The organism is Bacillus niameyensis (genome assembly GCF_001375535.1).
GTDB classification, from domain to species: domain Bacteria; phylum Bacillota; class Bacilli; order Bacillales; family Bacillaceae_C; genus Lederbergia; species Lederbergia niameyensis.
The window spans coordinates 1,273,282-1,298,058 of the sequence record NZ_LN831197.1 but is presented as its reverse complement, the minus strand read 5'-3'; the positions used below and the strand labels follow the sequence as shown (position 1 = coordinate 1,298,058).

Here is a 24,777-nt window from a genome sequence, read left to right as displayed (position 1 = left end):
AGGGAGTGGAGAAAAGATGAGTCAGACGAGCCAAGTAGAGAAAGGTTATTTCGGAGAATTTGGTGGCAGTTTTGTCCCGCCGCAACTTGAAAAAGTGTTGCAGATTCTCGCAGATCAATTTGAGAAGTATAAAGATGATGAGGAGTTTAACAGGGAGCTACAATATTATTTTGAAGACTATGTTGGAAGGGAGTCTCCGCTTTATTTTGCCGAACGGTTAACGAATGAATTGGGTGGAGCAAAAATTTATTTAAAGCGTGAGGATTTAAACCATACAGGGGCTCATAAAATTAATAATGTTCTTGGACAAATACTGCTAGCCAAAAGAATGGGTGCTAAACGAGTGATCGCCGAGACAGGTGCAGGTCAGCACGGTGTGGCAACGGCAACCGTTTGTGCGATGTTTGGAATGGATTGTACGATTTATATGGGGGCAGAAGATACGAAGCGCCAAGCTCTCAATGTTTTTCGGATGGAATTACTCGGCGCGAAGGTAGTTGCTGTAACAAAAGGGCAAGCTCGTTTAAAGGAAGCGGTTGATGAAGCATTAGCTGATTTAGTTGCAAACTATGAAAATACATTTTACTTATTAGGGTCTGCTGTTGGACCACATCCATTTCCAACAATGGTTAAGCATTTTCAATCGATTATTAGTAAGGAAAGTAAACGACAAATTCTCGCCAAAGAAGGCAGACTTCCTTATGCAGTTCTTGCTTGTATAGGGGGAGGAAGTAATGCTATCGGTTCTTTTGCTGATTATCTTGAAGATGAGGAAGTGCGCTTAATTGGCATTGAACCAGCTGAAGCAGCTACTTTAACAAAAGGAACAACAGGTGTCATCCATGGATTTAAATGTCTTGTTTTACAAGATGAAGAGGGAAATCCACTTCCAACATATTCAATAGCAGCTGGATTAGATTATCCTGGTTGTGGTCCAGAACATAGCCAATTGAAAACTACTGGTCGGGCAGAATATGTTACTGTTACAAAAGCTGAGGTTTTAGAAGCTTTCCAAATTTTATCTAAGACCGAAGGAATTATTCCTGCGCTTGAAAGTGCTCATGCTGTAGCTTACGCATTGAAACTTGCTCCAACGGTAGGTAAAAAAGAGAGTATCATTATCAACATTTCTGGTCGTGGAGATAAGGATGTTGAACAAGTGTTTGCAATGTTGAAAGATCAATAAAGTAAAAGGCTTCCATAAAAATATTGGGAGCCTTTTACAATTATATATGTTACAAGAAACAGAAAAGCCCCCCGATTGAAGGGGACTTTCTCATAGAGTGAAGTGTGTACTTTCATAACAATTAAAGGGCGTTTGCTTTTGCCTTAGTTGGTTATGGGTGATGGGTCAATAAGTAAATGGGAACGGGTCATTGGTTAGCGCTCTCAACTAATATTGAAGGAACTTCACTCCATGCCTTGGCAGGGAGTCTCACCCGACCAAGGTTAGAAATATTTTTCGTCATTAAAATCGAGCGTAATGGAATAATTTTTTGCATTGATTAAATTTGATAATTTATGTGCATCTTTTTCGAGTTGAAGCGCTTGGATCCGATAGGCTTCAGGTTCAAAAAGTGCCACACGGTAAACAGTTGTATTTTCTGCATAGCCATACTGGATTTCTTCTTTATTTGCTGCACCGAATTCTTTGTAGAGTCTTGCTTTAGCACGAAGTTGGGTCGCAAGTTCGATCGCTTCAACGATAGATAATTCTTCATTTTTATATGTGATCGTATTATCAATATTTGCACGATACATGAGTTTGTCCAATAGACGGGCATCTGACCTGACGTCGTCAAGTTCTAGTTCAACTTGAGCGACTGTTCTAGGACCAGGTTCGACTTTCTCGCCCTTTTCCACATTGGTGAACGCAACGCGATGAATCTCTTCTTCAAGTTCATGTATCCTTTTTGTTAAAATACTTTTTAACTTTACTGCTTCCGCAAGTGTTATTTTCCCCATATTATCTTGGTCTCCTGTCCGTTATTTTCATTTGTATTGGATAAGAAAGTTTAAATAATGGGCTAACGCTTGGTCTAGACTTCAGCCCCTATGCTTTTCTTAGTTTATCATGGGAGGAATCATAACAGATGTATTTTATTTTAGGCATATGGTAAAAATTGGATATATAATGAACATTCCGTGTCAGTTATTGCATGTTTGTCAATTATTATATATAATATTAAAGTCGACTTTAGAAGAAGGAAAATGCGGGTGTAGTTTAGTGGTAAAACTACAGCCTTCCAAGCTGTTGTCGTGGGTTCGATTCCCATCACCCGCTCCATACATACCAACGCAGGGTCTCGTATCAAAAAAGAACGAGGCTTTGCGTTTTTTTGCAACTGAAATTGTTTTTGGAATGCATGTCTGATTGGAGGGACACTTATGGATTATCGACAACTAAAAGAAGATATTATCTCGTATAGTAAGAGAATTGGTATCGATAAAATCGGTTTTGCGAGTGCCGATCCTTTCAGCGAGCTTAAAAATAGATTAATTCGCCAGCAGGAATTAGGATATCAATCTGGTTTTGAACATAAGAACATTGATGAACGAACAGAGCCTTCTCTCATTTTCGATCAGCCTCGCTCGATTATCGCAATTGCACTCGCTTATCCTTCCAGAATGGAAGAACCCCCAATTGGGAAAAAGGGGGCACGGCGTGGATTATTTGCACGAGCTTCATGGGGAATAGATTACCATGTTCTAGTCCGGGAGAAATTAGAACAATTAGGCGCTTATATTGATAGTTGTGTACCAGAAGCGCGCTTTAAATGGATGGTGGATACTGGTGAGCTTGCTGATCGCGCTGTAGCCGAAAGAGCTGGGATTGGTTGGAGTGGGAAAAATTGTTCGATCATTACACCTGAATTTGGTTCATTCGTATACCTTGGAGAGATGATTACTAATTTACCCTTTGAACCAGACGAGTTGATGGAAGAACAGTGTGGCGAATGCCGAAAATGTTTAGATGCCTGTCCTACAGGTGCCCTTGTTCAGGGAGGGCAGCTAAATGCACAACGTTGTATTTCCTTTTTGACACAAACAAAGGATTTCCTTCCGGATGAATTCCGTACGAAAATCGGAAATCGCTTGTATGGATGTGATACGTGCCAAGTTGTTTGTCCGAAAAATAAAGGGGTAGATTTTCATAATCATCCTGATATGGAACCTTATTCTGAAGTCACAAAGCCGCTTTTACAGCCACTTTTAAAAATTTCAAATCGTGAATTTAAGGAAAAGTATGGCTTTATGTCTGGCTCATGGCGGGGAAAAAAGCCGATTCAGCGCAATGCTATCATTGCCTTAGCCCATTTTAAAGAGGAAGAAGCAGTGGGGGATCTAGTAGACGTTATGAATGGGGACCCTCGCCCAGTAATAAGAGGAACTGCCGCCTGGGCACTCGGTAAAATCGGTGGTGTGGAAGCTGAAAATGCACTATTAGAAGCGAAAAGCCGAGAGCAAGATGAAGATGTTCTTATTGAAATAGAAAAGGGATTGCAATTTTTTAGCAAGGAGTAAAAATGTGTGAAAAAAGACGAGCTGGCCATGCCAGTCTCGTCTTTTTTCATCTATCCGAGTTTCGACAAAATTCGGGTGGTGACAGGCACGGGGTGTGCATATATATCAGTGAGGAGGGATGGTTGTGCGCAAGCAGTTGGCTAAACAATTGGAGGAACGGATAGATCAGGTCGTGAGAAGGCGTAAGGTTGAGGAAGAAAAAATCGCACGGAAACATGAGTTATTTGCAAAACGGAATGCTGAGATTGTAAAAGTTATGGCGACTGGAAAGGTATTATCTAGAAATTCCGGTGAAGAGTTTGATGATATTCATTATCGGGTTCATTTGAAATATTTAATAAAGCAACCTGGGAAGATCTATATTGAGGAAGAAATAGAGAATCGACAAGCGGCGGTGTTTAAAGAGACGATTGTAGAAGATCGAGAAATAGCAGTGCAATTTCCTACTGGTACAGATGATTTAACTTTTTTTTATGAGGAAAATTCAGAAGAGAATAGGTCTGCTTTTACGTATAATCGATTAGAGGTCGTTCGTTACGCGGAGAAATGGTGGGATAATTATAATCCTGCATATGAAGCATTTGAGGTAGATTGTACGAACTATGTTTCTCAATGCATTCACGCAGGAGGGGCACCGATGCGCGGATATCCAAATCGTTCAAAGGGTTGGTGGTATCAAAATAAGAATTGGAGTTATAGTTGGTCAGTTGCAAATGCGTTAAAAAATCATTTAGGGAGTTCGACTATCGGTTTACGAGCAAAAGAAGTCAAAGATCCTCGTGAATTACAACTAGGTGATGTTATTTGTTATGATTTTCAAGGTGATGGCCGTTTTGACCATAATACAATTGTGACAGGAAAGGATGCGGCTGGAGAGCCACTTGTCAACGCGCATACGTATAATAGCCGAATGAGGTATTGGGCATATGAGGATTCCACTGCTTATACACCCAATATTCAATATAAAATGTATACAATTATAGATGACGCTTGAAAACTTATTGTATAATGGCACAGTGGGGAAAAGAAAGAGAACTTTATCTACTTTTATAAGATTTTTGAATGAGGTGAACACTAGTGCCAAATCACGTTGTTTTATATCAACCAGAGATTCCGGCAAATACAGGTAACATTGCTAGAACATGCGCGGCAACAGATACACAATTACATTTAATTAGACCACTCGGTTTTTCGACAGATGATAAAATGTTGAAGCGTGCTGGACTTGATTATTGGCAGCACGTCGATATTACTTATTATGATTCTCTAGATGAGTTTTTTGCGAAGAATGCTGCTGGGGAATATTATTATTTATCTAAATTTGGAAAAGTTCCACACACATCGTTCGACTATTCGAACTCAGAAAAAGATCACTATTTTATGTTTGGCAGGGAAACAACTGGCTTGCCGAAGGATTTAATTGCCGAGAATCAAGAAAGATGTTTGCGGATTCCAATGAATGACAATGTACGGTCACTAAACTTGTCAAATACGGCAGCAATTCTCGTATATGAAGCATTAAGACAGCAAAACTATCTAGGTTTGCATTAAAAAATTTGTTAAACAGAAAAAAGAAATCTCTGTAGCCTTTTTTGGCTATGGAGATTTCTTTTTTTCCGAGTGATGTAAATATTGCTGTGTAAGATCAATAATATCTCTTATTTCATTTGTAAAAAAGGTTATTGTCATTTTTTCTTCAATATATAATAAAACACTTTCTATTAAAAAAATACGTGGTTCGTTTGTCTGTAGTTCTGTATAAAGAAACTTAATGGTCTCTTGTTTTTCCTGTTCACTTTCCATGCGTGTAAGAAGGATTTTTAATTTTGTTATTAATTGAGTTTTCAGATCCTCTACACTTTTACCTTCGTTCGTTTCCAAACTAGAAAGCCAGTTAGATGGAAAGAAGGGGCGCTTATCCTGATTTTCGGCTTTAGCAATCGCCTTTAATTTATTTAAAGCAAAATAGGTCATTTCTCTAAATTCAAAACTCTTTTTTGTGCCAAGCATCCAAACATGGATCATTTGTTGAATTGTCCCCAAAAAAATGCAAGCGTAATCGAGAGCATATTTTCTTACCTTTTCTCCAAGTACATCAATGATTCTCTGTGATATCCAAATTAATTCCTTTTCAAAATACTTTTTCATAAAAACCTTTAAATCTGGATCTTTAGAATGAAAGACAGATTCAAATAGAGGAAGTAAATTCTGTTCTCGATTCATTTTCATACGCACTAATACTTGCTCTATAAATACATCCTCATCATCTTTAGCTTTTCCTAGAGCCAGTTCTTCGCGCACTTCCTGAGCATTGCTTCTAACAAGTTCAAGAATAGCAATTAAACAATCATTTTTCGAGGCGAAGTGATTATAAAATGTGCCTTTCGCAATTTTTGCATTTTCTAATATATCTTTAATAGAAGTAGCTTGGAAACCTTTTTCAAGAAATAGGCGGTGAGCTACTTCGATAATTTGTCTTTTTCGTTGGTTCATGTTCTCACCTTTATACTATTGGTCTATTTTTATTTTACATATATGACGGTGTTTAAGCAATTTTATTGTTGTTTTTAAAATTTATTGTTGCTTTTTATAGACCACGAGTATAGAATGTTTAAAGTAAACAATCGAGCCTATAATATAAATGATATATAAATTGATTGGGGGAATTAATTTGGATATAGAATCCATGCAAAAGAAGCCGCCATATGGAGCAATTGCGGTTCTTTTTATTGGTGCTTTTGTTTCAATATTAAATAATACATTAATTAATATTGCGTTACCATCCATTCGTGAGGAATTTGCAATTGGTCCCGCTACAGTACAATGGTTGGCAACAGGATATATGCTTGTGAATGGAATACTTATTCCAGCAAGTGCTTTTTTAATTCAGCGTTTTTCAAATCGTAAGTTATTTATTACAGCGATGAGTTTGTTTACTTTAGGTACGATACTGGCTGCAGTCGCCCCAAGTTTTGCTTTGTTGCTAGCTGGAAGGATGACGCAAGCCGCAGGTTCTGCTATCATGATGCCTTTATTAATGAATGTTATGTTGACCGCTTTTCCAGTAGAAAAAAGAGGAACGGCAATGGGATTTTTCGGCCTCGTTATGATTGTTGCTCCGGCGATTGGTCCTACGTTATCTGGGTATCTCATTCAAACTTTTAATTGGAGAGCTTTGTTCTATGTTGTTCTTCCAATTGCTGTAGTCGTTTTACTTTTGGCAATCTTTAAATTGAAAAATATTACTCCTCTTAGGAAAGTTAATTTAGATTTTCTTTCGTTGCTACTTTCAAGTATAGCTTTCGGAGGAATTTTGTATGGCTTTAGTTCTGCTGGGGATACAGAGGTTGGTTGGGATTCGCCAAGAGCCTACGTTCCTATTGCAGTTGGAACTGTTATGCTTCTTCTCTTTATTGTTCGGCAATTAAAATTAGATGAACCTTTACTTGAATTCCGTATTTATAAATATCCGATGTTTGCATTATCGTCTGGAATTTCAATCGTTATCGCTGTTTCGATGTTCTCAGGGATGATCTTAACGCCAATTTATGTGCAAGAGTTAAGAGGGATATCTCCGATGAATTCTGGATTATTGATGTTACCAGGTGCTTTAATGATGGGGATTATGTCTCCGATCACGGGCCGTTTATTTGATAAATATGGGGCGAGGATTCTTGCTGTTGTTGGATTATCAATCATGATTATCACAACATACCTATTTTCGAAATTAACGCTCGAAACATCCGTTCTACACCTTATGTTTCTTTATACATTTAGAATGTTTGGAATGTCGATGGTTATGATGCCTGTTATGACAAATGGGATGAATCAGCTTCCAATGAAGGATAATCCTCATGGAACAGCCATTAATAATACTCTTCAACAAGTTTCCGGTGCGATTGGAACAGCATTTATGATCACTGTCATGTCAAAAAGGGCTTCTAGTTCGGGTGAACAATTGGCCGCTAACGCAGCTTCTAAAGCTGATCCGAATGTGCAGCCGACACCAGAAGCACTTGAGCAAATGAAAACAGCAATCGAACATCAAGCAATGTTGGATGGAATCACCCATGCATTTTTTGTTTCAACATTAATAGCTGCTTTGGCATTAGTTCTGGCTTTATTTATGAAGAGGGTAAAACCACCAATGCCTGAAAAAGTCAATATGGAGAAAGTGGCAAGCACGAAAAAGGTTGCAACAGAATAGAGAGGAAGAGGAAACACGGCGAGAAATAAGCCGTGTTTTTTTCTTTGGCACAAGATTGTCAGTCCTAATTAAAAAACCCCCTTTAGTTAGATTATTAATCCAACTAAAGGGGGCATTGCACAAACGATGCTTTAAAATTTATTGTTTATTCGTTCCTGGTTTATCCTCATAACCAGATGTAAAAATAGCGGCTAAGAATGCGATGCAGACGCCAATAATGATGATCACTTTCATCTGTATGTATGCCTCCCTTTTAATCAAGTACCTCTATTTCTTATTATAGCCCATTTTTTTAAGATATGGTCTATTTTTCTAAAAAGTTTCATGGCAAAAGTACGAAACATTTGTGAATTTGACAAGCTAATGGAATTAATCATGTTTAGTTGTCCAAGCGCATAGAATGAAATAATCATCTCTCATCACACCAATTGGGGAGGTTTCTATGGATATTTTAAAGAAGATTGAACAGTACCGATCACATGAAGAGAATTTGAAATGGGAAGGAACATTATCGGAATATTTGGAGCTGCTGGAAGAGAAGTCTTGGATCGCACAGTCCGCCCACTCTCGAATATATAATATGATTAAGGATGCGGGTGTTGAGGAGGAAAATGGCAGGAAGAAATACCGTTTTTTTAGTGAAGATATATATGGGTTAGAAGAGGCGCTTGAAAAATTAGTGGAGGAATATTTTCATCCTTCTGCAAAACGTTTAGATGTAAGAAAAAGGATATTGTTATTGATGGGGCCTGTAAGTGGTGGTAAATCGACACTTGTCACATTATTGAAAAGAGGATTGGAAGCTTACACTCGGACTGACAATGGGGCTGTATATGCGATTAAAGGTTGCCCAATGCATGAAGATCCCCTTCATTTAATTCCACCGCATCTTCGTGACGATTTTTATCAGCAATACGGGATTCGAATTGAGGGGCATTTATCACCGTTAAATACATTACGTCTAGAAGAGGAATACGGAGGACGAATTGAAGATGTGATTGTCGAGCGTATTTTCTTTTCGGAGGATAAACGTGTCGGTGTCGGAACATTTAGCCCTTCTGATCCAAAATCTCAAGATATAGCTGATTTGACCGGAAGTATCGATTTTTCTACGATTGCCGAATTTGGATCAGAATCAGATCCTCGTGCTTATCGTTTTGATGGAGAGCTTAATAAGGCGAATCGAGGCTTGATGGAATTTCAAGAAATGTTAAAATGTGATGAGAAATTTTTATGGCATTTATTATCGCTAACCCAAGAAGGAAATTTTAAAGCTGGAAGGTTTGCACTAATATCAGCAGATGAATTGATCGTTGCACACACAAACGAAACAGAATATCGATCGTTTATTGCTAATAAAAAGAATGAAGCTCTTCATTCCAGGATTATAGTAATGCCAGTTCCTTATAATTTGAGGGTGTCTGAGGAAGAACGCATATACGAAAAAATGATTCGTGAAAGTGATGTAGCTGATGATGTTCATATAGCACCACACACACTTCGAGTAGCAGCTATGTTTACAGTTCTTACAAGATTAAAGGAAACGAAACGTGGCGATGTCGATATAATTAAGAAAATGCGCCTGTATGACGGTGAAAATGTGGAAGGCTTTAATTCTGCTGACGTCGATGAAATGAAAAATGAATTTCAAGAAGAGGGTATGAGTGGGATTGATCCACGCTATGTTATAAATCGGATTTCATCAACGATCATTCGGAAAGGAATTACTTCCATAAATGCCTTGGATGTATTACGTTCTTTAAAAGAGGGGCTTGATCAGCACCCATCCATCACTCAAGAGTTAAAAGAGAAATATTTGAACTTTATTTCAATGGCCCGAAAAGAATATGACGACATTGCCAAGAAAGAAGTTCAAAAAGCGTTTGTTTATTCCTATGAAGAGTCTGCAAAAACACTTATGGATAATTATTTAGATAATGTAGAAGCTTATTGCAATAAGTCGAAACTAAGAGATCCTTTAACAGGTGAAGAAATTAATCCAGATGAAAAATTAATGCGTTCCATCGAGGAACAAATTGGTGTTTCTGAAAATGCAAAAAAAGCATTTAGAGAGGAAATTTTAATTCGCATTTCGGCACTTGCACGGAAAGGGAAAAGCTTTGATTATAGGTCACATGCTAGATTGCGTGAGGCGATCCAGAAAAAACTTTTTGCTGATTTGAAGGATGTAGTCAAAATCACTACTTCTTCAACAACGCCTGATGAACAGCAATTGAAGAAAATTAACGAAGTTGTCGCCCGTCTAATTGATGAACATGGGTATAACTCCACTTCGGCTAATGATTTGTTAAGGTATGTAGGTAGTTTATTAAATAGATAAGTGAAACAATATTAGAATTTGCACTAACTTTCAGAAAAAAATAGGCTATCCTTGGAAGAAAGGATAGCCTATTTAATATGATAAGTAGTGCTTAATATAGCGGTTTGCTTCAGCTACTTGTCCACTACGAGTATTGTCCAAATCTAAAAGTAATTTGTAAATAAATTCGTTTTTTTGCATAGGATAGAGTAATTAACGCTTACAAGATCATTAGCTAAAAACCCACTGCCATATACTATGCAATTTTTCGGTAAGTGTGAATAAATTGAAGGAGGGTAAAATGGTGAAAAAGGAAGATCAACACCAGTTTGTGATTTCTCAGGAAGATTGGTCCCTCCATAGAAAAGGTCATGATGATCAACAGCGTCATCAGGAAAAAGTGCAGGACGCTATCCGTCAGAATTTACCTGATTTAATTACGGAAGAGAGTATTATCATGTCCGATGGACGGGATGTAGTGAAAATACCGATACGATCATTAGATGAATATAAAATTCGTTATAATTATGATAAAAATAAACATGTCGGCCAAGGAGATGGAGATAGTCAAGTAGGGGATGTTGTTGCCCGTGACGGATCTCCACAAAAGGGGCCAGGTAAAGGTCAAGGGGCTGGAGATGAGGCTGGAGAAGACTACTATGAAGCAGAAGTATCGATGATGGAATTGGAAGAAGCTTTGTTTAAAGAATTAGAATTACCTAATTTACAACGAAAAGAACAAGATGCAAATCAAGTAACACATATTGAATATAACGACATACGTAAGACTGGGCTCATGGGCAATATTGACAAGAAGAGAACGATGCTCTCTGCTTTTAAACGAAATGCCATAAAAGGAAGCCCAAGTTTCCACCCTATTTATCCAGAAGATTTAAAGTTTAAAACATGGAATGAAGTTCACAAGCCTGAATCCAATGCAGTAATCCTTGCAATGATGGATACGAGCGGCTCAATGGGAATCTGGGAAAAATATATGGCGCGGAGCTTCTTTTTCTGGATGACACGCTTTTTGCGAACGAAATACGAATCCGTCACTATTGAATTTATTGCCCACCATACGGAAGCAAAAGTAGTGACAGAAGAAGAGTTTTTCTCTAAAGGAGAAAGCGGCGGGACAATATGTTCTTCGGTTTATCGAAAAGCTTTGGAGCTAATCAATGATAAATATGACCCGAGTCGATTTAATATTTATCCATTTCATTTTTCAGATGGAGATAATCTGACTTCAGATAATCCGCGTTGCTTAAAACTGGTGAATGAAATCATGGAAAAAACAAATATGTTTGGATATGGAGAAGTTAATCAATACCAACGAAATTCTACTTTAATGTCGGTTTATAAACATATAAAAAATGAAAAGTTCTATTATTATATTTTGAAGGAAAAAGCGGATGTTTTTCATGCGATGAAGAGTTTTTTTAAGAAAGAGGTTGAACAGCAGATCGTCTAAAAAATATGCTAAAAATCCTGAATTCTGTTCAGGATTTTTTATTTGATTCCACTTTAAGTAGATTCAGCTTTTTCTACTTTACCGCGTTGAACTATTGACTAAATCTGTGTTGAAGTGTAATATAGCATAAATATTATTACTAGAATAAAAAATTGCTATTTTACAAAAATAGGGGGAATCGAAATGAGAAAGAGTTGGAAAGGACTGACGTTGGCAATCTTCTTAGTGACTTTGCTAGTAGGGTTAGCAGCATGCGGTCAATCTTCATCAACACCTGAAACAAATGGTGGTAAATCTGAACCTGAGGAAAATCAGCCAGAAAAAAGTGGAGAGAAAGAAAATGAGAAAACATTTAAAATTGGAGTTACACAAATTGTTGAACATGACTCTTTAAATGCGGCTTTTGATGGTTTCAAGAAAGCATTGGAGGATGCTGGTCTTAAAGTTGAATATGATATTAAAAATGCCAATGATGATAAGAGTGTCAATACGACTATTGCCTCCGATTTAGTTAATTCTAATGTCGATTTAATTTTTGCAAATTCAACTCCTAGTGCTCAAGCTGTAGTAAGTGTGACAGATGAAATTCCTATTGTATTTACTTCTGTAACGGATGCTGTTGGAGCGGAATTAGTTGAGTCGATGGAAAATCCCGGTGGAAATGTAACAGGAACAATTGATACTCATCCTGACGCGATCCCGAATACAATTAAATTTTTGGCTGAGGAACTTGGAGCAAAGAAAATTGGAATGGTTTATAACTCAGGGGAACAAAATTCCCGTGCGCAAGTAGATATTGCAAAAAAGGCTTTAGAAGGAACAGATGCTGAAATTGAAGAGGCAACAGTCGCTACTTCAGCAGATGTTAAACAAGCAACAGAATCTCTAATTGGAAAAGTCGATTCTCTCTATATTATTACTGATAATACTGTTGTTTCTGCTCTTGAATCAGTTATTACTGTAGCGAATGAATATAAATTACCATTAATGGTTGGAGAATTTGATTCTGTACGTAAAGGTGGACTTGCAGCATACGGCTTTGAATACTTTGATATTGGTTATGAAGCTGGTGAGATGGCAGCGAAAATCTTAAAAGGTGAAGCGAAACCAGCTGATTTACCTGTACAATATCCACAAAATTTGAAATTCGTCCTTAATGAAGAAACAGCTAAGACAATTGAATTGGACATTAAAGATGAGTGGAATGCAGAATTGGAATAATGGATAGGAGCTGATTCGAATATGTTTGCAGCAATGTTTGGCTCCGTTGAACAAGGAATCATTTATGCGATTATGGCACTCGGGGTTTATCTTTCCTTCCGAGTGCTTGATTTTCCAGACTTAACGGTGGATGGTAGTTTTGTTACAGGGGGAGCGGTTGCCGCCTCGATGGTCGTTCTAGGATATAATCCGATTGTTGCTACTTTATTTGCGTTAGTTGCGGGCTTCCTAGCAGGCTGTTTGACGGGACTTCTTCATACGAAAGGAAAGATCAATCCGCTTCTTTCCGGGATATTAATGATGATCGCCCTTTATTCGATAAATTTGCGAATTATGGGTACGACGACAGAGCATTCTGTAAGCCGTCCGAATATTCCGCTTATGAAAGAGGAGACGATCTTTACGAAGTTCGTTGAATTTTGGAGTTCTTTAGGAATTGATCAAGCATTAAACGGAATGTTAGCAAGTATGGGAGTGAAATTTCCGCCGTCCACTTGGGGAATTCTTTTTGTTATGATCATCGTCACACTGCTTTTTAAATTGCTGACGGATTGGTTATTACAAACGGAAATCGGTCTTGCCATACGAGCGACTGGTGACAATAAAAAAATGATAAACAGCTTCTCAGCAAATACCGACTACTTGATTATATTTGGCTTAGGACTTTCAAATGCTCTAGTGGCGTTTTCAGGAGCAATTTTTGCCCAGTATTCGAAAAGCTCTGATGTCGGAATGGGAATTGGGATGATTATCATCGGTCTAGCATCGGTTATTATAGGGGAAGCAATTTTTGGTACAAAGACATTAGTAAGAACGACTATGGCTGTTGTCGTAGGCGCCATTATTTATCGGATCATCCTTGGTCTGGCTTTAAGGGTAGATATACTTGATGCAAGTGATATGAAATTAATTACTGCTGTTATCGTTATCTTGGCTCTTGTCATTCCACAATTATTTGAGAAGCAAAGGGAAAAGAAACGAAAGGCAAGGCGACATGCAGAAAGAATTGCAGCCCTGAATGTTTCTCGTGGAAAGGGGGCGGATTCGGTTGCTCAAACTGGAACAGATCGGTAAAATTTTTAATGAAGCGACACCTGATGAAAAAATTGCTCTCGATCAGATTAATCTTGAGTTGCAGGCAGGTGATTTTGTCACAATTATAGGCAGTAATGGAGCTGGAAAATCCACTCTAATGAACATGGTATCTGGTGCATTATCACCTGATATAGGTGAAGTATGGATCGATGGAAAACAAGTAACGAAAATGCCTGAATTTAGAAGATCAAGGTTTATTGGTCGCGTATTTCAAGACCCAATGGCTGGGACAGCACCATCGATGACAATTGAAGAAAACTTAGCGATGGCCTATTCGCGTGATAAAAAAAGAGGGCTTCGAAAAGGTGTCGATAAAAAGAGGAGAGAATTCTTTAAAGAATCATTAGCAACACTTCATCTCAATTTGGAAAATCGTCTGAATGCAAAAGTTGGTCTCTTATCAGGTGGAGAAAGACAAGCTTTATCCTTATTGATGGCGACTTTTACACAACCAGCAATCCTATTATTGGATGAACATACTGCAGCGCTCGATCCCGCAAGAGCTGAACTAATTACGAATTTGACAAAAAAGTTAGTAGAACAATATCGCTTAACAACGTTAATGGTTACTCATAATATGCAACAGGCGATCGAACTTGGAAATCGATTGATTATGATGGATAAGGGTCAGATTATCGTTGAAGTGGATGAAGAAACGAAACCAACCTTAACAATTGATAAATTAATGGCAGAGTTCCAGCGAATCCGTGGAGAAAAATTAGCGGATGATAAGACATTACTTAGTGTTTAGTTGAAAAAAGAGGCTTCCACATTGGAATGCCTCTTTTTTCGTAATTAGTGTGGAAGAAAGACTAGCTGGATCAAGAAGAGAATACCGAAAACATAAAGAATCGGGTGAATTTGTCTCCAATTTCCTGTTGCTAATTTTAAGATTGGATAGGAAATAAAGCCTAGGGCAATTCCTGTTGCGATACTTGATGTTAATGGCATGCTAAGGATAATAATAAAGGCTGGAAAAGCTTCATCAATTTCTCCCCATTTAATTTTTGCAACAGCTCCGATCATCAAGCTTCCGACAATAATTAATGCAGGGGCTGTGATAGCTGATAAACCTGAAACAGCACTAACGAGCGGGCCAAAAAAAGCAGCAATGATAAATAAAATCGAAACAGTCAAGGTTGTTAATCCTGTTCTTCCGCCAGCTGCAACTCCTGAAGTTGATTCGAGAAAGGCGGTTGTAGGAGTTGTTCCAAACATGGACCCCAATGTAGAACCAATTGAATCAGACAGCAAGGCTTGACGTGCACGAGGAAATTTATTACCTTTCATCAAACCAGCTTGTTCAGCTACTCCAATCATCGTTCCCGTTGTATCAAAAATAGTTACAAGTAGGAAAGAAAAGACTACCGCATATAAACTATGTTGAAAAACATCAGTGAAAGCTGTTATAGGATTTGCAATTATAAGTCCTTCCGGTAACTTAGGTATTTCAATAAACCCTTTGTCGAACGATAATTGCCCCGTTAATAGGGCCACAATGCCTGTCACAATCATACCAAAGAAAAAGGCACCATTAACCCTTAAAGCCATTAATACTAATGTAACCGTTAGGCCAAGTAAAGTAAGTAAAACGACTGGGGAATGCAAATCCCCTAATTGCACAAGATTCTCTGGATGGCTTACGATAAGGTTTGATTGTCTTAAGCCGATGAATGCAATAAACAAACCAATACCGGCTGTGATACCATGCTTTATATTGTCAGGAATAGCCTCGATTAACACTTTTCTAAATTTAGTTAGTGATAGAATGATAAAAATGATACCTGCTACAAATACCGCTGAAAAAGCAGTTTGATAAGTGATTCCACCATGAGAACCGACCACCGAGTAAGCGAAATACGCGTTTAATCCCATGCCAGGAGCAATTGCAATTGGGTAATTTGCAGCTAATGCCATCCACAAAGTTCCAATTACAGTAGCAATTACAGTAGCTGTAAATACTTGTTCAAAAGGCACTCCAGCGTCCTTTAAAATAATTGGATTGACGACAATGATGTATACCATTGTCATAAACGTTGTAAAACCTGCGATAAGCTCAGTTTTAACATTGGTATTGTTTTCTTGCAGCTTAAACATCAACATTCCTCCTGAAAAACGAACGATATTAATTCCGTTTAATATAATATTCGTTTTTGGATTAAATTACAAGTTTTATTATCGAATGTGTTTTTTAAAATAAAAAAAGAAGCTTTCAATGTACTTCAGTGCTCCTTTTTTAATAGTTTTTACATAAATGTGAGATTTATGTTTTTTTGATTTGAAACTACGCAGTTATCTTAGTAAAAACTTTCAACAATTTATGATAAAAATCGCTTTCTAATTTTGGGGTTAGGGAGCATGCAGGTGTCGTTTTTACCAAACCATTTATAACGATTTCTAGCAATAAAATCATAAAGGAGATTTCGAATTGGGGCGGGAACAAGTATTAATGGATAAAGGAGTTTCCAAAATCCGTTTAAATGCTTGCAAATTCGGAGAGCAGCAGTACTTTTGTAGTAGACTTGGTCATTTTCGTGTAGAACGAGGCTATCAATGCTCAAATTTGCATTCGCCTTCTTCAATAATCGCTGACCAAACTCCCCCTGTAAGGAGGTAAAATGGAAGTACCCATTGGAATCGCGTTTGATAATAAATTGTACACTTGCTTGACAAAAGTGACACTCACCGTCAAAAAAGATGATGGGTTCCATTTAAATATCTCCTTGCAGAAGTTTTATCTTCATTATAGATCGAAGGCTTTACATAAACAAGTTTAAAATAAAGTAAATCATAGCAGCGAGTAATGCGCTGATTGGAAGAGTAATGACCCATGTTACAATCATTCTTTGAGCAGTATCCCATTTTACTCCCTTTACTCTATGCGAAGTACCAACTCCTAATATCGATGAAGAGATTACATGGGTCGTACTTACAGGTAAATGAATATATGTCGCGCCAAAAATAATAATGGCGGAGCTAAGATCAGCGGCAACTCCATTAACCGGACGGATTTTCATAATCTTTCCTCCGACAGTTTTTATGATTTTCCAGCCCCCGATTGAAGTTCCGAGAGCCATAGCTGTAGCACAAGATACCTGAACCCAAAAAGGAATATCCGTTGTTTTATGAAGTCCGCTAGCCATTAAGGCCATCGTAATAATACCCATTGATTTCTGAGCATCGTTTGTCCCGTGTGTATAAGATTGTAGTGCAGCAGTTGCGATTTGAATGTAACGAAATCGTTTGTTTGTTTTAGGAAGATTCAAGTTTTTGAAAGAAAGCTTAAAAATTGTGTAAATAATGAACCCTAATGCGAAAGCAATCAAAGGGGAGACAATAAGAGCTTCAATGATTTTCAGAAATCCACCATATTTAATTGAATGAAAACCGGCAGACATAATAGCTGCTCCAGCGATTGATCCGATTAGTGCGTGTGATGAGCTGCTTGGTATTCCAAAATACCAAGTGATCAAATTCCATGCGATCGAAGAAATTAGGGCAGCCATAATGACAGTAGTACCATTTCCTAATGTGAAGGGATTCACAATATCTTTTGTAATCGTTTGGGCAACTCCCGTAAAAGTTAAAGCACCGATAAAGTTCATCACTGCTGCAAGTAGAATAGCTACTCGAGGTCTTAGAGCTTTTGTCGATACGGAAGTTGCGATTGCATTGGCTGTATCGTGAAAACCGTTAATAAAATCAAAAGTTAACGCAAGAAATACTATAATTATTGTGATAAGTAAGACAGAATCCATAAAATAAACTCCTTAGGCGTTTTTCATAACGATGCTTTCGAGCGTATTGGCTACGCCTTGACAACTGTCAGTAATTTGTTCAAGGTTCTCATAGATTTCTTTATATTTAATTAAGCGAATAGGATCAGTTTCGATAGTAAACAGGTGTTTAATACTTTCCCTTAATACTTCATCACATTTCGATTCATAGTCCTTTATTTTAATGGCATGTGGGCGAACATCGGGAAGTTTTTTACTGAATATTAGTCCAATCGACATCTCTATTTCATCCACACATTTAACGATTGCATCTACAAATTTGTACATATAATCATCTGCTTGGATAATATTGTACATATGAAATAAGGCTGCTGTGTTCTCCATACCATCAAGGACATCATCCATTATCATTGACAAAGCCATAATATCCTCACGTTCAATAGGAGTAATGAATGAAACATTAAGTTCTTTGATGATTTCATGAACGTAATCATCACCTATTGATTCAAAATCTTTCATTTTAGCGGCGAAGATCTCCGTGTCTTCAATCGTATTTAATTTAAATTCTGCAAAATAAATTGAACTTTCTTTTAGATTGGCCGCAATTTTTTCAAGTAATGAGGAAAATTTATCTTTTTTATTTCTAAAAGCCATTTTCTAGCCCCCTATTTAATTTTCAAACGTAATTATTTTACCGCAAAAAGGTAAGAAAATAAAATTTAAAGTTACTATAGAAGTTTTCATTATTGTTTGCTATTTGCGCCTAGACTAATCATTCCTTTTAAAAAAGCGATCGAATATTGCTGGTTCATCGATGAATGGTGCTTGAATTTCTAGTTTTTTTAAAGAAAACGGATGTATAAAGGTAATTTTTCGAGCATGGAGCGCTTGACGATTAAAAAGTGAGCTTCCATCGTATAATTTATCTCCAGCAAGGGGATGTCCTATATGTTGGAAATGAACACGAATTTGATGTGTTCGGCCTGTTCTTAGAGTACACTCGATCAATGTGAGCTGTTCCTTCGGAAATGTGCTTAACACACGATAATCCGTTACTGCAGATTGACCTGTATTAGAAACTCGTCGTCTTGTTGAATGGTGACGATCTCGACCGATAGGAGCGTTTATTATCCCCACCTTTTTATGAAGTAAACCATCGGTAAGTGCCCAATAAGTTCGTTTTATCTTTCGTTCTTCTAGCATCCGATCCAAAATTGCATGACTGAGGGGGTGTTTGGCAAATAAAACGGTTCCTGTTGTATTTTTGTCGAGTCGGTGAATATGACTGGCATAAGAACCGTTTAGATAATAAATTACGGCATTCAGTAGTGTATTTTTTTCATCTACATTCGGGTGAGTTATCATAGTAGCTGGTTTGTTCACAACTAATAAATGATCATCTTCATATAAAATGTCAATGGAGAAATAAGTTGGTTGAATTGTTTTCTTGTCTTTTTCTGAAATGGAAATCTCTAATTGATCGCCTGTTTTTAGAGATTCTGTCCAAAGCGTGACTTCGCCGTTCAACAAAACAGATTTTTCCATCCGTAAATTATGTACCAGTTTCTTGGGAGCTTGCCATTTAAGTTTGAATAAATCTTGTACAGAAATGTCATTCCATTCTTTTGGAATGGGGATTTTTATTTTATTATCTATCAAATTTTATACCTCCATTTATAAAGCGTCGCTAAACGGGCACTTCCGCTTTTCATTGTCTAGCTCCAGTGCCCAGCGACTAGCAAACTTCCTGGTCTTTTCCCTACGATAAGTCAACATCGGTTCATCCTAATCGGATTCACCGTGTTTCCTTTATCTCGGGCCAACAGGACGTTGGTCAGAACGGCGCGTCATTAGCCGTTCATCCTTATCCTTGAAGTTTGTACGTCGCTAAACGGGCACTTCCGCTTTTCATTGTCTAGCTCCAGTGCCCAGCGACTAGCAAACTTCCTGGTCTTTTCCCTACGATAAGTCAACATCGATTCACCCTATCGGGTTCATCGTGTTTCCTTTATCTCGTCAGAAGCTTAAAAAGTTCGTACGTCGCTAAACGCCGACTTCCGCTTTTCTTCTTGAAATTACCATGCTAATCTTTTGCTTTCATATGTTATTCTATATAAAAAGAGCGACAAAAGGTAGGTTCTTCAAATGAAAGTTGTTATGGCCTCCACTGAGGAGCAAGTTGAAAAATTAAATGAATTAATTCAGTATGTGTATACTTCAATTTTTCCACGCTTTTTTACGGATCAGGAAATAAAAGAATACATATCATTAGAAATTTTACACTTTCCGCAAGAAAAGGAAAATAGGCTATATACGCTTGAAACGGCTTTTCGTGCGATTACTAGTTTAGAGGTAATTATTTCAATTCTAGAAGGGTTACCTTCTTCGGACCCTAGTCATCTATTCGAAAAAAACGCTAAAATATTGAAGGAATCAGGCCTATCCTTTCCCTTTTCTTATCAAAGTTTCTTAACTCGTAATGAAACAAGTGATATGTGTAGTCAATTTGCAAAACCAGCAAATGAATATCTTGTCTAGTCTGAGTGGGCTGTCTCAAAATGGGACGGTCTTTTTTCTTTTAATTGTCTAGCTCCAGTCGGCAGCGACTAGCGAACTTTCAGCTTCTTCCTACGATAAGTCAACATCGGTTCGTCCTATCGGACTTACCGTGTTTCCTTTATCTCGTCAGAAGCTTAAAAAGTTCGTACGTCGCTAAACGCCGACTTTCGCTTTTCTTCTCATACTAAAGTTGTAGTGAGGATTCGGACGAATAGATAATGAACTGATAGGTGTTATTCTTATATAATATAATGGGATTGAAATAGGTTTGGAGGGAATTTTGTTGCATCAGGAAAATCTTGAAAAGAACTCCAATTTACGTATTTTAAAAGAAATTGCAGAATTATTAAATGAAGGTACCGAAATTTCACCACTTTTATCAGGTGTTTTAAAAAAACTCCTTCAAGTGACAGGGGTTACAACTGGTTGGATCTTTCTAATCGATAAAGAAGGTCGCCATACATTAGGAGCTGCAGAAAATTTACCTCCAGCCCTTTGTAAAAATGATTGTGAGCCTTTGAAAAGAGGGAGCTGCTATTGTATCGAGGGATTTAAAAAAGGGGCCTTAACAAGGGCATCAAATATTATCGAATGCAGAAGACTTGAAAGGGCGTTAAATTTTGAACATGCCGAAACGAAGGGAATTCGCTATCATGCTACGATTCCACTGCAATCAGGTGATGAAGTATTTGGATTATTAAATGTTGCTGCTCCTGGAAAAAAAGAGTTTGGTCGTAATGAATTAGCTCTTTTAGAATCGATCGCTTTGCAAATTGGTTCAGCGATAAAACGAATACGATTAACAAAAAAAGAAAAGGAAATGGCTCTTATTGAAGAAAGGAACCGGCTTGCTAGGGATCTTCATGACTCTGTTAATCAACTTTTGTTTTCTCTTACCCTGACAGCTCGAGGGGGAATGGAGATGACGGAAGACCCCCAGACGAAAAATACATTTTATCATATTCAAAATTTAGCGCAAGAGGCTTTAACAGAAATGCGTGCTCTCATTTGGCAACTTAAGCCGAGCGGGTTAGAAAAAGGTCTAATCGAAGCCATTAAAGGATATGGTGAAATGCTTGGTCTTCATGTAAAAACGAAATTATCAGGACTTGTGTCCTTACCATCAAATATTGAAGAGGCGCTATGGCGTGTTAGTCAGGAAGCACTAAATAATTGTAAGCGGCATTCTGGACAAAATGATGTACTCGTATCCATTACGGTAAAACCTTGTAAAGTATATATGACGATTAGTGATGCCGGTTGTGGTTTTCATTATGAAAAAGGAAACGAACTACCTTCACTTGGAATCGAAAGTATGCAGGAAAGAATTGAATCCCTCGGGGGTAATTTTGAACTACAAAGTGAGCCGACCGTTGGAACAACGATTATTGCACAATTACCTTATTAGGAGGGAGACAGTTGACGATTCATGTTTTGATAGCAGATGACCATCATGTCGTAAGGCGGGGGCTAATTTTTTTCCTCCAAACACAGAAGGATATCGAGATTGTTGGTGAAGCGAAGAATGGGTTAGAAGCGGTTGAGCTAGCCTCCAAATTAAAACCTGATATCGTATTAATGGATTTGGTCATGCCTATTATGGATGGTATTGAAGCAACAGCAAAAATTAAAAATTCTAACCCCAATATTGAAATTATGATCTTAACTAGTTTTGCTGATCAAGATCATGTTATTCCTGCTATTGAAGCTGGTGCTTCTGGATATCAGTTAAAAGATATTGAACCAGATGACCTTGTTTCATCGATTAGGAAATTAATCGGTGGTGAAAATACGCTTCACCCGAAAGCAACCAACATGCTTATCAATCGTATGAATCAGAAAAATCCTCCTGATGATCTTATTTCAGCCTTAACTCTAAGGGAAAAACAAGTGTTAGCAGAGATTGCTAAAGGTAAAAGCAATAAGGAAATCGGAGCTCACTTAAATATAACGGAAAAAACAGTTAAAACCCATGTGTCCAATATATTTTTGAAATTAGATGTTTCTGATCGAACTCAAGCTGCTTTATATGCAGTTAAAAATGGGTTTGTTGAAGCTTAATGGTATTGGCTACTAGTGAAGGAGCGAATGTGGATGAATATCTTAATCATCAATGGGGGTATGCCAAAGGGGGGAAGAACTGAACTAATTACACATTTCATCGCTAATAAATATAGCTATGATCGTTTAGATATTCGAGCAGCTCATTTGCCTATAATGACTGGAGAACAGGATCAATGGGAGTTGCCTTCGGTTATTTCTTTTAAGGAACGAGTACAAAAGGCGGAAGGAATAATTCTAATTTCTCCAGAATACCACGGAGGGATGAGTGGTGCCCTTAAAAATACACTCGATTATTTGTCAAGTGAAGAGTTAGCTCATAAGCCAGTTGCTTTGCTTGCCACTGCTGGTGGTGGGAAAGGCGGGATTAATTGTTTAAATAATATGAGGACAGTTATGCGAGGATTCTATGCGAATGTAATACCAAAACAAATTGTTCTTGACCCTGATTGTTTTAATGACCTAGATGGAAATCTTTGGGAACAACCACAAAAATTAGTAAATGAAATGGTTGAGGAATTAAAAATGTATGTAAATATAAGCGCATTTATTGCAACTGAAAAATAATGACTATACTGTCCTTAAGGGCAGTTTTGTTTTATAAAAAAAGAAAAGAGTACGGTCGTCCGAAAAGTTCTCAGGCGACCGTCTAAAATATTTCATTCTTATTCTATATGTTTAATGCATAATTCCCATCCTGTTCATGACCAGTGCCAACAGCTTGATTGGCATGGTCTAGGTAGCGAAGAAGAGCGTATAACTTTCGCTCAATGACAGAATAATCCCGGGAAAATTGATAAGCATATAAGAAATGCTCAATCTTTTTTGACAATAAGTGGTCATTCGTTCGTACCATTAATATAAGTAAATTATCCCATTCAGAGCGATGGGTATAATATAAAGCGCGATCGTAATCCAAAATATCCATATGCTAAAATCCCTCCTATATTGGAGTTAAGATTATTATATGTCCAATGCTTGTATTCTTCCCCTGTAAATGTTGTCATCTCATTTCTTTCGATTTTGCTTGTTATTTCGTAACACTTGGTAAAAATAGCATTGAGATCAAAATAAAAAAGTTCTGCTCATTTTCATGAATCCCTCTTTTTTTTCATACATTGTGGGTAAAGGAGGGACTAGTAAATGAATACGAACTCAAAAGCATTGGACTATGCTATACGAGAAATAACTGAAATAGCCAGTGGATTTGGACTCGATTTTTATCCGATGCGATATGAAATATGTCCGGCCGATATAATTTATACATTTGGTGCATACGGGATGCCTACAAGATTTTCGCACTGGAGTTTCGGTAAACAATTTTTTAAAATGAAACTTCATTATGATCTTGGCCTTAGTAAAATTTATGAACTCGTGATTAATTCCAATCCATGCTATGCTTTTCTTTTAGATTCAAATTCATTGATACAAAATAAATTAATCGTTGCCCACGTGCTTGCTCATTGTGATTTCTTTAAAAATAATGCACGCTTTCGTAATACGAAAAGAGATATGGTGGAAAGCATGGCTGCGACCGCTGAACGTGTTCGCCAATATGAAATGGAGTTTGGAAAAGCCGAAGTGGAAAGTTTTTTGGATGCTGTTCTTTCCATTGAGGAACATATTGATCCCTCCTTACTGCGCCCTACATTAAATTGGTCAATGGAAGAAGATGAGGGATGGGAAGAAGAAGAGCAAATACGAAAAACGGAGTATGATGATTTATGGTCATTAGATGATAGAACAAAGAAAAATACGAGGCGTCGTAGGGGGAAAAAATCCTTTCCTCCCGAACCTGAAAAAGATATTCTCTTGTTTATCGAGCAATATAGCAGGGAGCTAGAAGATTGGCAACGTGACATAATGACGATGGTTCGTGAAGAAATGCTTTATTTCTGGCCACAGCTGGAAACAAAAATTATGAATGAGGGATGGGCTTCCTACTGGCATCAACGAATTTTAAGGGAGTTGCATTTAACAAGTGATGAAGCGATTGAATTTGCCAAGTTAAATGCTGGGGTCGTTCAGCCATCCCGTACGAGTATCAATCCTTATTACCTTGGATTGAAAATATTTGAAGATATCGAAGAACGGTGGAATAACCCTACTAAGGAAATGAAGGAGTTGGGGTTTGAACCTAATTCTGGAAGAGAAAAGATCTTTGAAGTGCGAGAAGTTGAATCAGATATTTCCTTTTTACGAAATTATTTAACAAAAGAGTTGGTTCACCGTGAGGATATGTATTTATTTCAAAAGCAAGGTCGAGATTATAAAGTGGTGGATAAAAAATGGACCGAAGTACGTGATCAATTAGTTAGTATGAGAGTTAATGGGGGATTTCCGTATATCACTGTTAACAACGGAGATTATATGAAGAGCGGTGAATTGTATTTAAAACATTGGTTTGAAGGCATTGAATTAGATTTAAAATATTTGGAAAAAGTAATGCCTTACGTATATCAACTTTGGGGCAGAGCCGTCCATCTGGAAACGATAGTAGAAAATCGGCCTATTCTTTTTAGTTATAGCGGAACGAATATACAACGTAAATTTATTTAATCCTAATTTCAAAACTTATTGG

General features: G+C 37.5%; 23 protein-coding genes and 1 tRNA gene. 16 read left to right on the top strand and 8 right to left on the bottom strand.

The annotated features are described in order from the left end of the window. The first annotated feature begins 16 nt into the window (after positions 1-16). A complete protein-coding gene (gene trpB, locus BN1243_RS06385; protein ID WP_062110448.1) occupies positions 17-1,186 on the top strand; it encodes a tryptophan synthase subunit beta in 1,170 nt (389 codons plus the stop codon). A gap of 263 nt (positions 1,187-1,449) precedes the next feature. Here trpB and BN1243_RS06380 read toward each other — a convergent pair whose 3' ends face one another. Continuing rightward, positions 1,450-1,965 carry a hypothetical protein gene (locus BN1243_RS06380; RefSeq protein ID WP_062105383.1) on the bottom strand — a complete coding sequence of 172 codons (516 nt, stop codon included), beginning with the start codon at positions 1,963-1,965 and terminating at the stop codon, positions 1,450-1,452. Between the two features lie 248 nt (positions 1,966-2,213). Between BN1243_RS06380 and BN1243_RS06375 the strand changes: the two genes are divergently transcribed. The 4 genes from BN1243_RS06375 (at position 2,214) to trmL (ending at position 5,076) form a co-directional block, all read left to right on the top strand. Next, positions 2,214-2,287 (top strand) — tRNA-Gly (locus BN1243_RS06375). 101 nt (positions 2,288-2,388) lie between these two features. Then, positions 2,389-3,525: a tRNA epoxyqueuosine(34) reductase QueG gene (gene queG / locus BN1243_RS06370; RefSeq protein WP_062105382.1), complete on the top strand. Its 1,137-nt coding sequence runs from the start codon at positions 2,389-2,391 to the stop codon at positions 3,523-3,525. 118 nt (positions 3,526-3,643) lie between these two features. Further along, positions 3,644-4,519: an amidase domain-containing protein gene (locus BN1243_RS06365; RefSeq protein ID WP_407638849.1), complete on the top strand. Its 876-nt coding sequence runs from the start codon at positions 3,644-3,646 to the stop codon at positions 4,517-4,519. A gap of 83 nt (positions 4,520-4,602) precedes the next feature. Continuing rightward, a complete protein-coding gene (trmL, locus tag BN1243_RS06360) occupies positions 4,603-5,076 on the top strand; it encodes a tRNA (uridine(34)/cytosine(34)/5-carboxymethylaminomethyluridine(34)-2'-O)-methyltransferase TrmL (RefSeq protein ID WP_062105380.1) in 474 nt (157 codons plus the stop codon). Between the two features lie 45 nt (positions 5,077-5,121). Here trmL and BN1243_RS06355 read toward each other — a convergent pair whose 3' ends face one another. Next, positions 5,122-6,018 carry a TetR/AcrR family transcriptional regulator gene (locus tag BN1243_RS06355; protein ID WP_062105379.1) on the bottom strand — a complete coding sequence of 299 codons (897 nt, stop codon included), beginning with the start codon at positions 6,016-6,018 and terminating at the stop codon, positions 5,122-5,124. Between the two features lie 148 nt (positions 6,019-6,166). Here BN1243_RS06355 and BN1243_RS06350 point away from each other — a divergent pair, with 148 nt between their 5' ends. The 6 genes from BN1243_RS06350 (at position 6,167) to BN1243_RS06325 (ending at position 14,590) form a co-directional block, all read left to right on the top strand. Beyond that, entirely contained in the window at positions 6,167-7,732 is a 1,566-nt protein-coding gene (locus BN1243_RS06350; protein ID WP_062105378.1) for a DHA2 family efflux MFS transporter permease subunit, read from the top strand. A 442-nt stretch (positions 7,733-8,174) separates the two neighbouring features. Further along, positions 8,175-10,073: a PrkA family serine protein kinase gene (locus BN1243_RS06345; protein ID WP_062105377.1), complete on the top strand. Its 1,899-nt coding sequence runs from the start codon at positions 8,175-8,177 to the stop codon at positions 10,071-10,073. Between the two features lie 280 nt (positions 10,074-10,353). Continuing rightward, entirely contained in the window at positions 10,354-11,523 is a 1,170-nt protein-coding gene (gene yhbH, locus BN1243_RS06340) for a sporulation protein YhbH (protein WP_062105376.1), read from the top strand. Positions 11,524-11,706: 183 nt separating this feature from the next. Then, positions 11,707-12,744 (top strand): ABC transporter substrate-binding protein, encoded by a 1,038-nt coding sequence (locus BN1243_RS06335; protein WP_062105375.1) that lies wholly within the window; start codon positions 11,707-11,709, stop codon positions 12,742-12,744. A 21-nt stretch (positions 12,745-12,765) separates the two neighbouring features. Then, on the top strand, positions 12,766-13,818 hold the full coding sequence (locus BN1243_RS06330; RefSeq protein WP_062105374.1) for an ABC transporter permease: 1,053 nt from the start codon (positions 12,766-12,768) through the stop codon (positions 13,816-13,818). Beyond that, positions 13,793-14,590 (top strand): ABC transporter ATP-binding protein, encoded by a 798-nt coding sequence (locus tag BN1243_RS06325; RefSeq protein ID WP_062105373.1) that lies wholly within the window; start codon positions 13,793-13,795, stop codon positions 14,588-14,590. Before BN1243_RS06330 ends, BN1243_RS06325 begins: the two co-directional genes overlap by 26 nt. Positions 14,591-14,634: 44 nt before the next feature. Here the strand turns inward: BN1243_RS06325 and BN1243_RS06320 are convergent, their stop codons facing one another. The 5 genes from BN1243_RS06320 to BN1243_RS06300 form a co-directional block, all read right to left on the bottom strand. Continuing rightward, entirely contained in the window at positions 14,635-15,936 is a 1,302-nt protein-coding gene (locus BN1243_RS06320; RefSeq protein ID WP_062105372.1) for an NCS2 family permease, read from the bottom strand. 221 nt (positions 15,937-16,157) lie between these two features. Continuing rightward, positions 16,158-16,550 carry a thiol-disulfide oxidoreductase DCC family protein gene (locus tag BN1243_RS06315; RefSeq protein WP_062105371.1) on the bottom strand — a complete coding sequence of 131 codons (393 nt, stop codon included), beginning with the start codon at positions 16,548-16,550 and terminating at the stop codon, positions 16,158-16,160. Between the two features lie 48 nt (positions 16,551-16,598). Further along, a complete protein-coding gene (locus tag BN1243_RS06310) occupies positions 16,599-17,597 on the bottom strand; it encodes an inorganic phosphate transporter (protein WP_062105370.1) in 999 nt (332 codons plus the stop codon). Between the two features lie 12 nt (positions 17,598-17,609). Then, the gene (locus tag BN1243_RS06305; RefSeq protein ID WP_062105369.1) at positions 17,610-18,230 is read right to left on the bottom strand and encodes a DUF47 domain-containing protein; all 621 of its coding nucleotides are present in this window, start codon (positions 18,228-18,230) and stop codon (positions 17,610-17,612) included. A 114-nt stretch (positions 18,231-18,344) separates the two neighbouring features. Continuing rightward, a complete protein-coding gene (locus BN1243_RS06300) occupies positions 18,345-19,235 on the bottom strand; it encodes an RluA family pseudouridine synthase (protein WP_062105368.1) in 891 nt (296 codons plus the stop codon). A gap of 486 nt (positions 19,236-19,721) precedes the next feature. Here BN1243_RS06300 and BN1243_RS06295 point away from each other — a divergent pair, with 486 nt between their 5' ends. The 4 genes from BN1243_RS06295 to BN1243_RS06280 all read left to right on the top strand — a co-directional run bounded on the left by BN1243_RS06295 (position 19,722) and on the right by BN1243_RS06280 (position 22,763). Further along, complete coding sequence (locus BN1243_RS06295; RefSeq protein WP_062105367.1) at positions 19,722-20,114, top strand: DUF5365 family protein; 393 nt, start codon at positions 19,722-19,724, stop codon at positions 20,112-20,114. Between the two features lie 304 nt (positions 20,115-20,418). After that, complete coding sequence (locus BN1243_RS06290; RefSeq protein ID WP_062105366.1) at positions 20,419-21,543, top strand: GAF domain-containing sensor histidine kinase; 1,125 nt, start codon at positions 20,419-20,421, stop codon at positions 21,541-21,543. Positions 21,544-21,554: 11 nt separating this feature from the next. Further along, a complete protein-coding gene (locus BN1243_RS06285) occupies positions 21,555-22,196 on the top strand; it encodes a response regulator (RefSeq protein WP_062105365.1) in 642 nt (213 codons plus the stop codon). A 33-nt stretch (positions 22,197-22,229) separates the two neighbouring features. After that, positions 22,230-22,763, top strand: a complete 534-nt coding sequence (locus tag BN1243_RS06280; RefSeq protein ID WP_062105364.1) for an NADPH-dependent FMN reductase — start codon at positions 22,230-22,232, stop codon at positions 22,761-22,763. A gap of 103 nt (positions 22,764-22,866) precedes the next feature. On the opposite strand, the gene BN1243_RS06275 is transcribed toward BN1243_RS06280, so the two are convergent. Then, positions 22,867-23,124 carry a YhdB family protein gene (locus tag BN1243_RS06275; protein ID WP_062105363.1) on the bottom strand — a complete coding sequence of 86 codons (258 nt, stop codon included), beginning with the start codon at positions 23,122-23,124 and terminating at the stop codon, positions 22,867-22,869. A gap of 215 nt (positions 23,125-23,339) precedes the next feature. Between BN1243_RS06275 and BN1243_RS06270 the strand changes: the two genes are divergently transcribed. Then, positions 23,340-24,755, top strand: coding sequence for a SpoVR family protein (locus BN1243_RS06270; RefSeq protein WP_062105362.1), 1,416 nt, complete (start codon positions 23,340-23,342; stop codon positions 24,753-24,755). Positions 24,756-24,777: the final 22 nt, after the last annotated feature.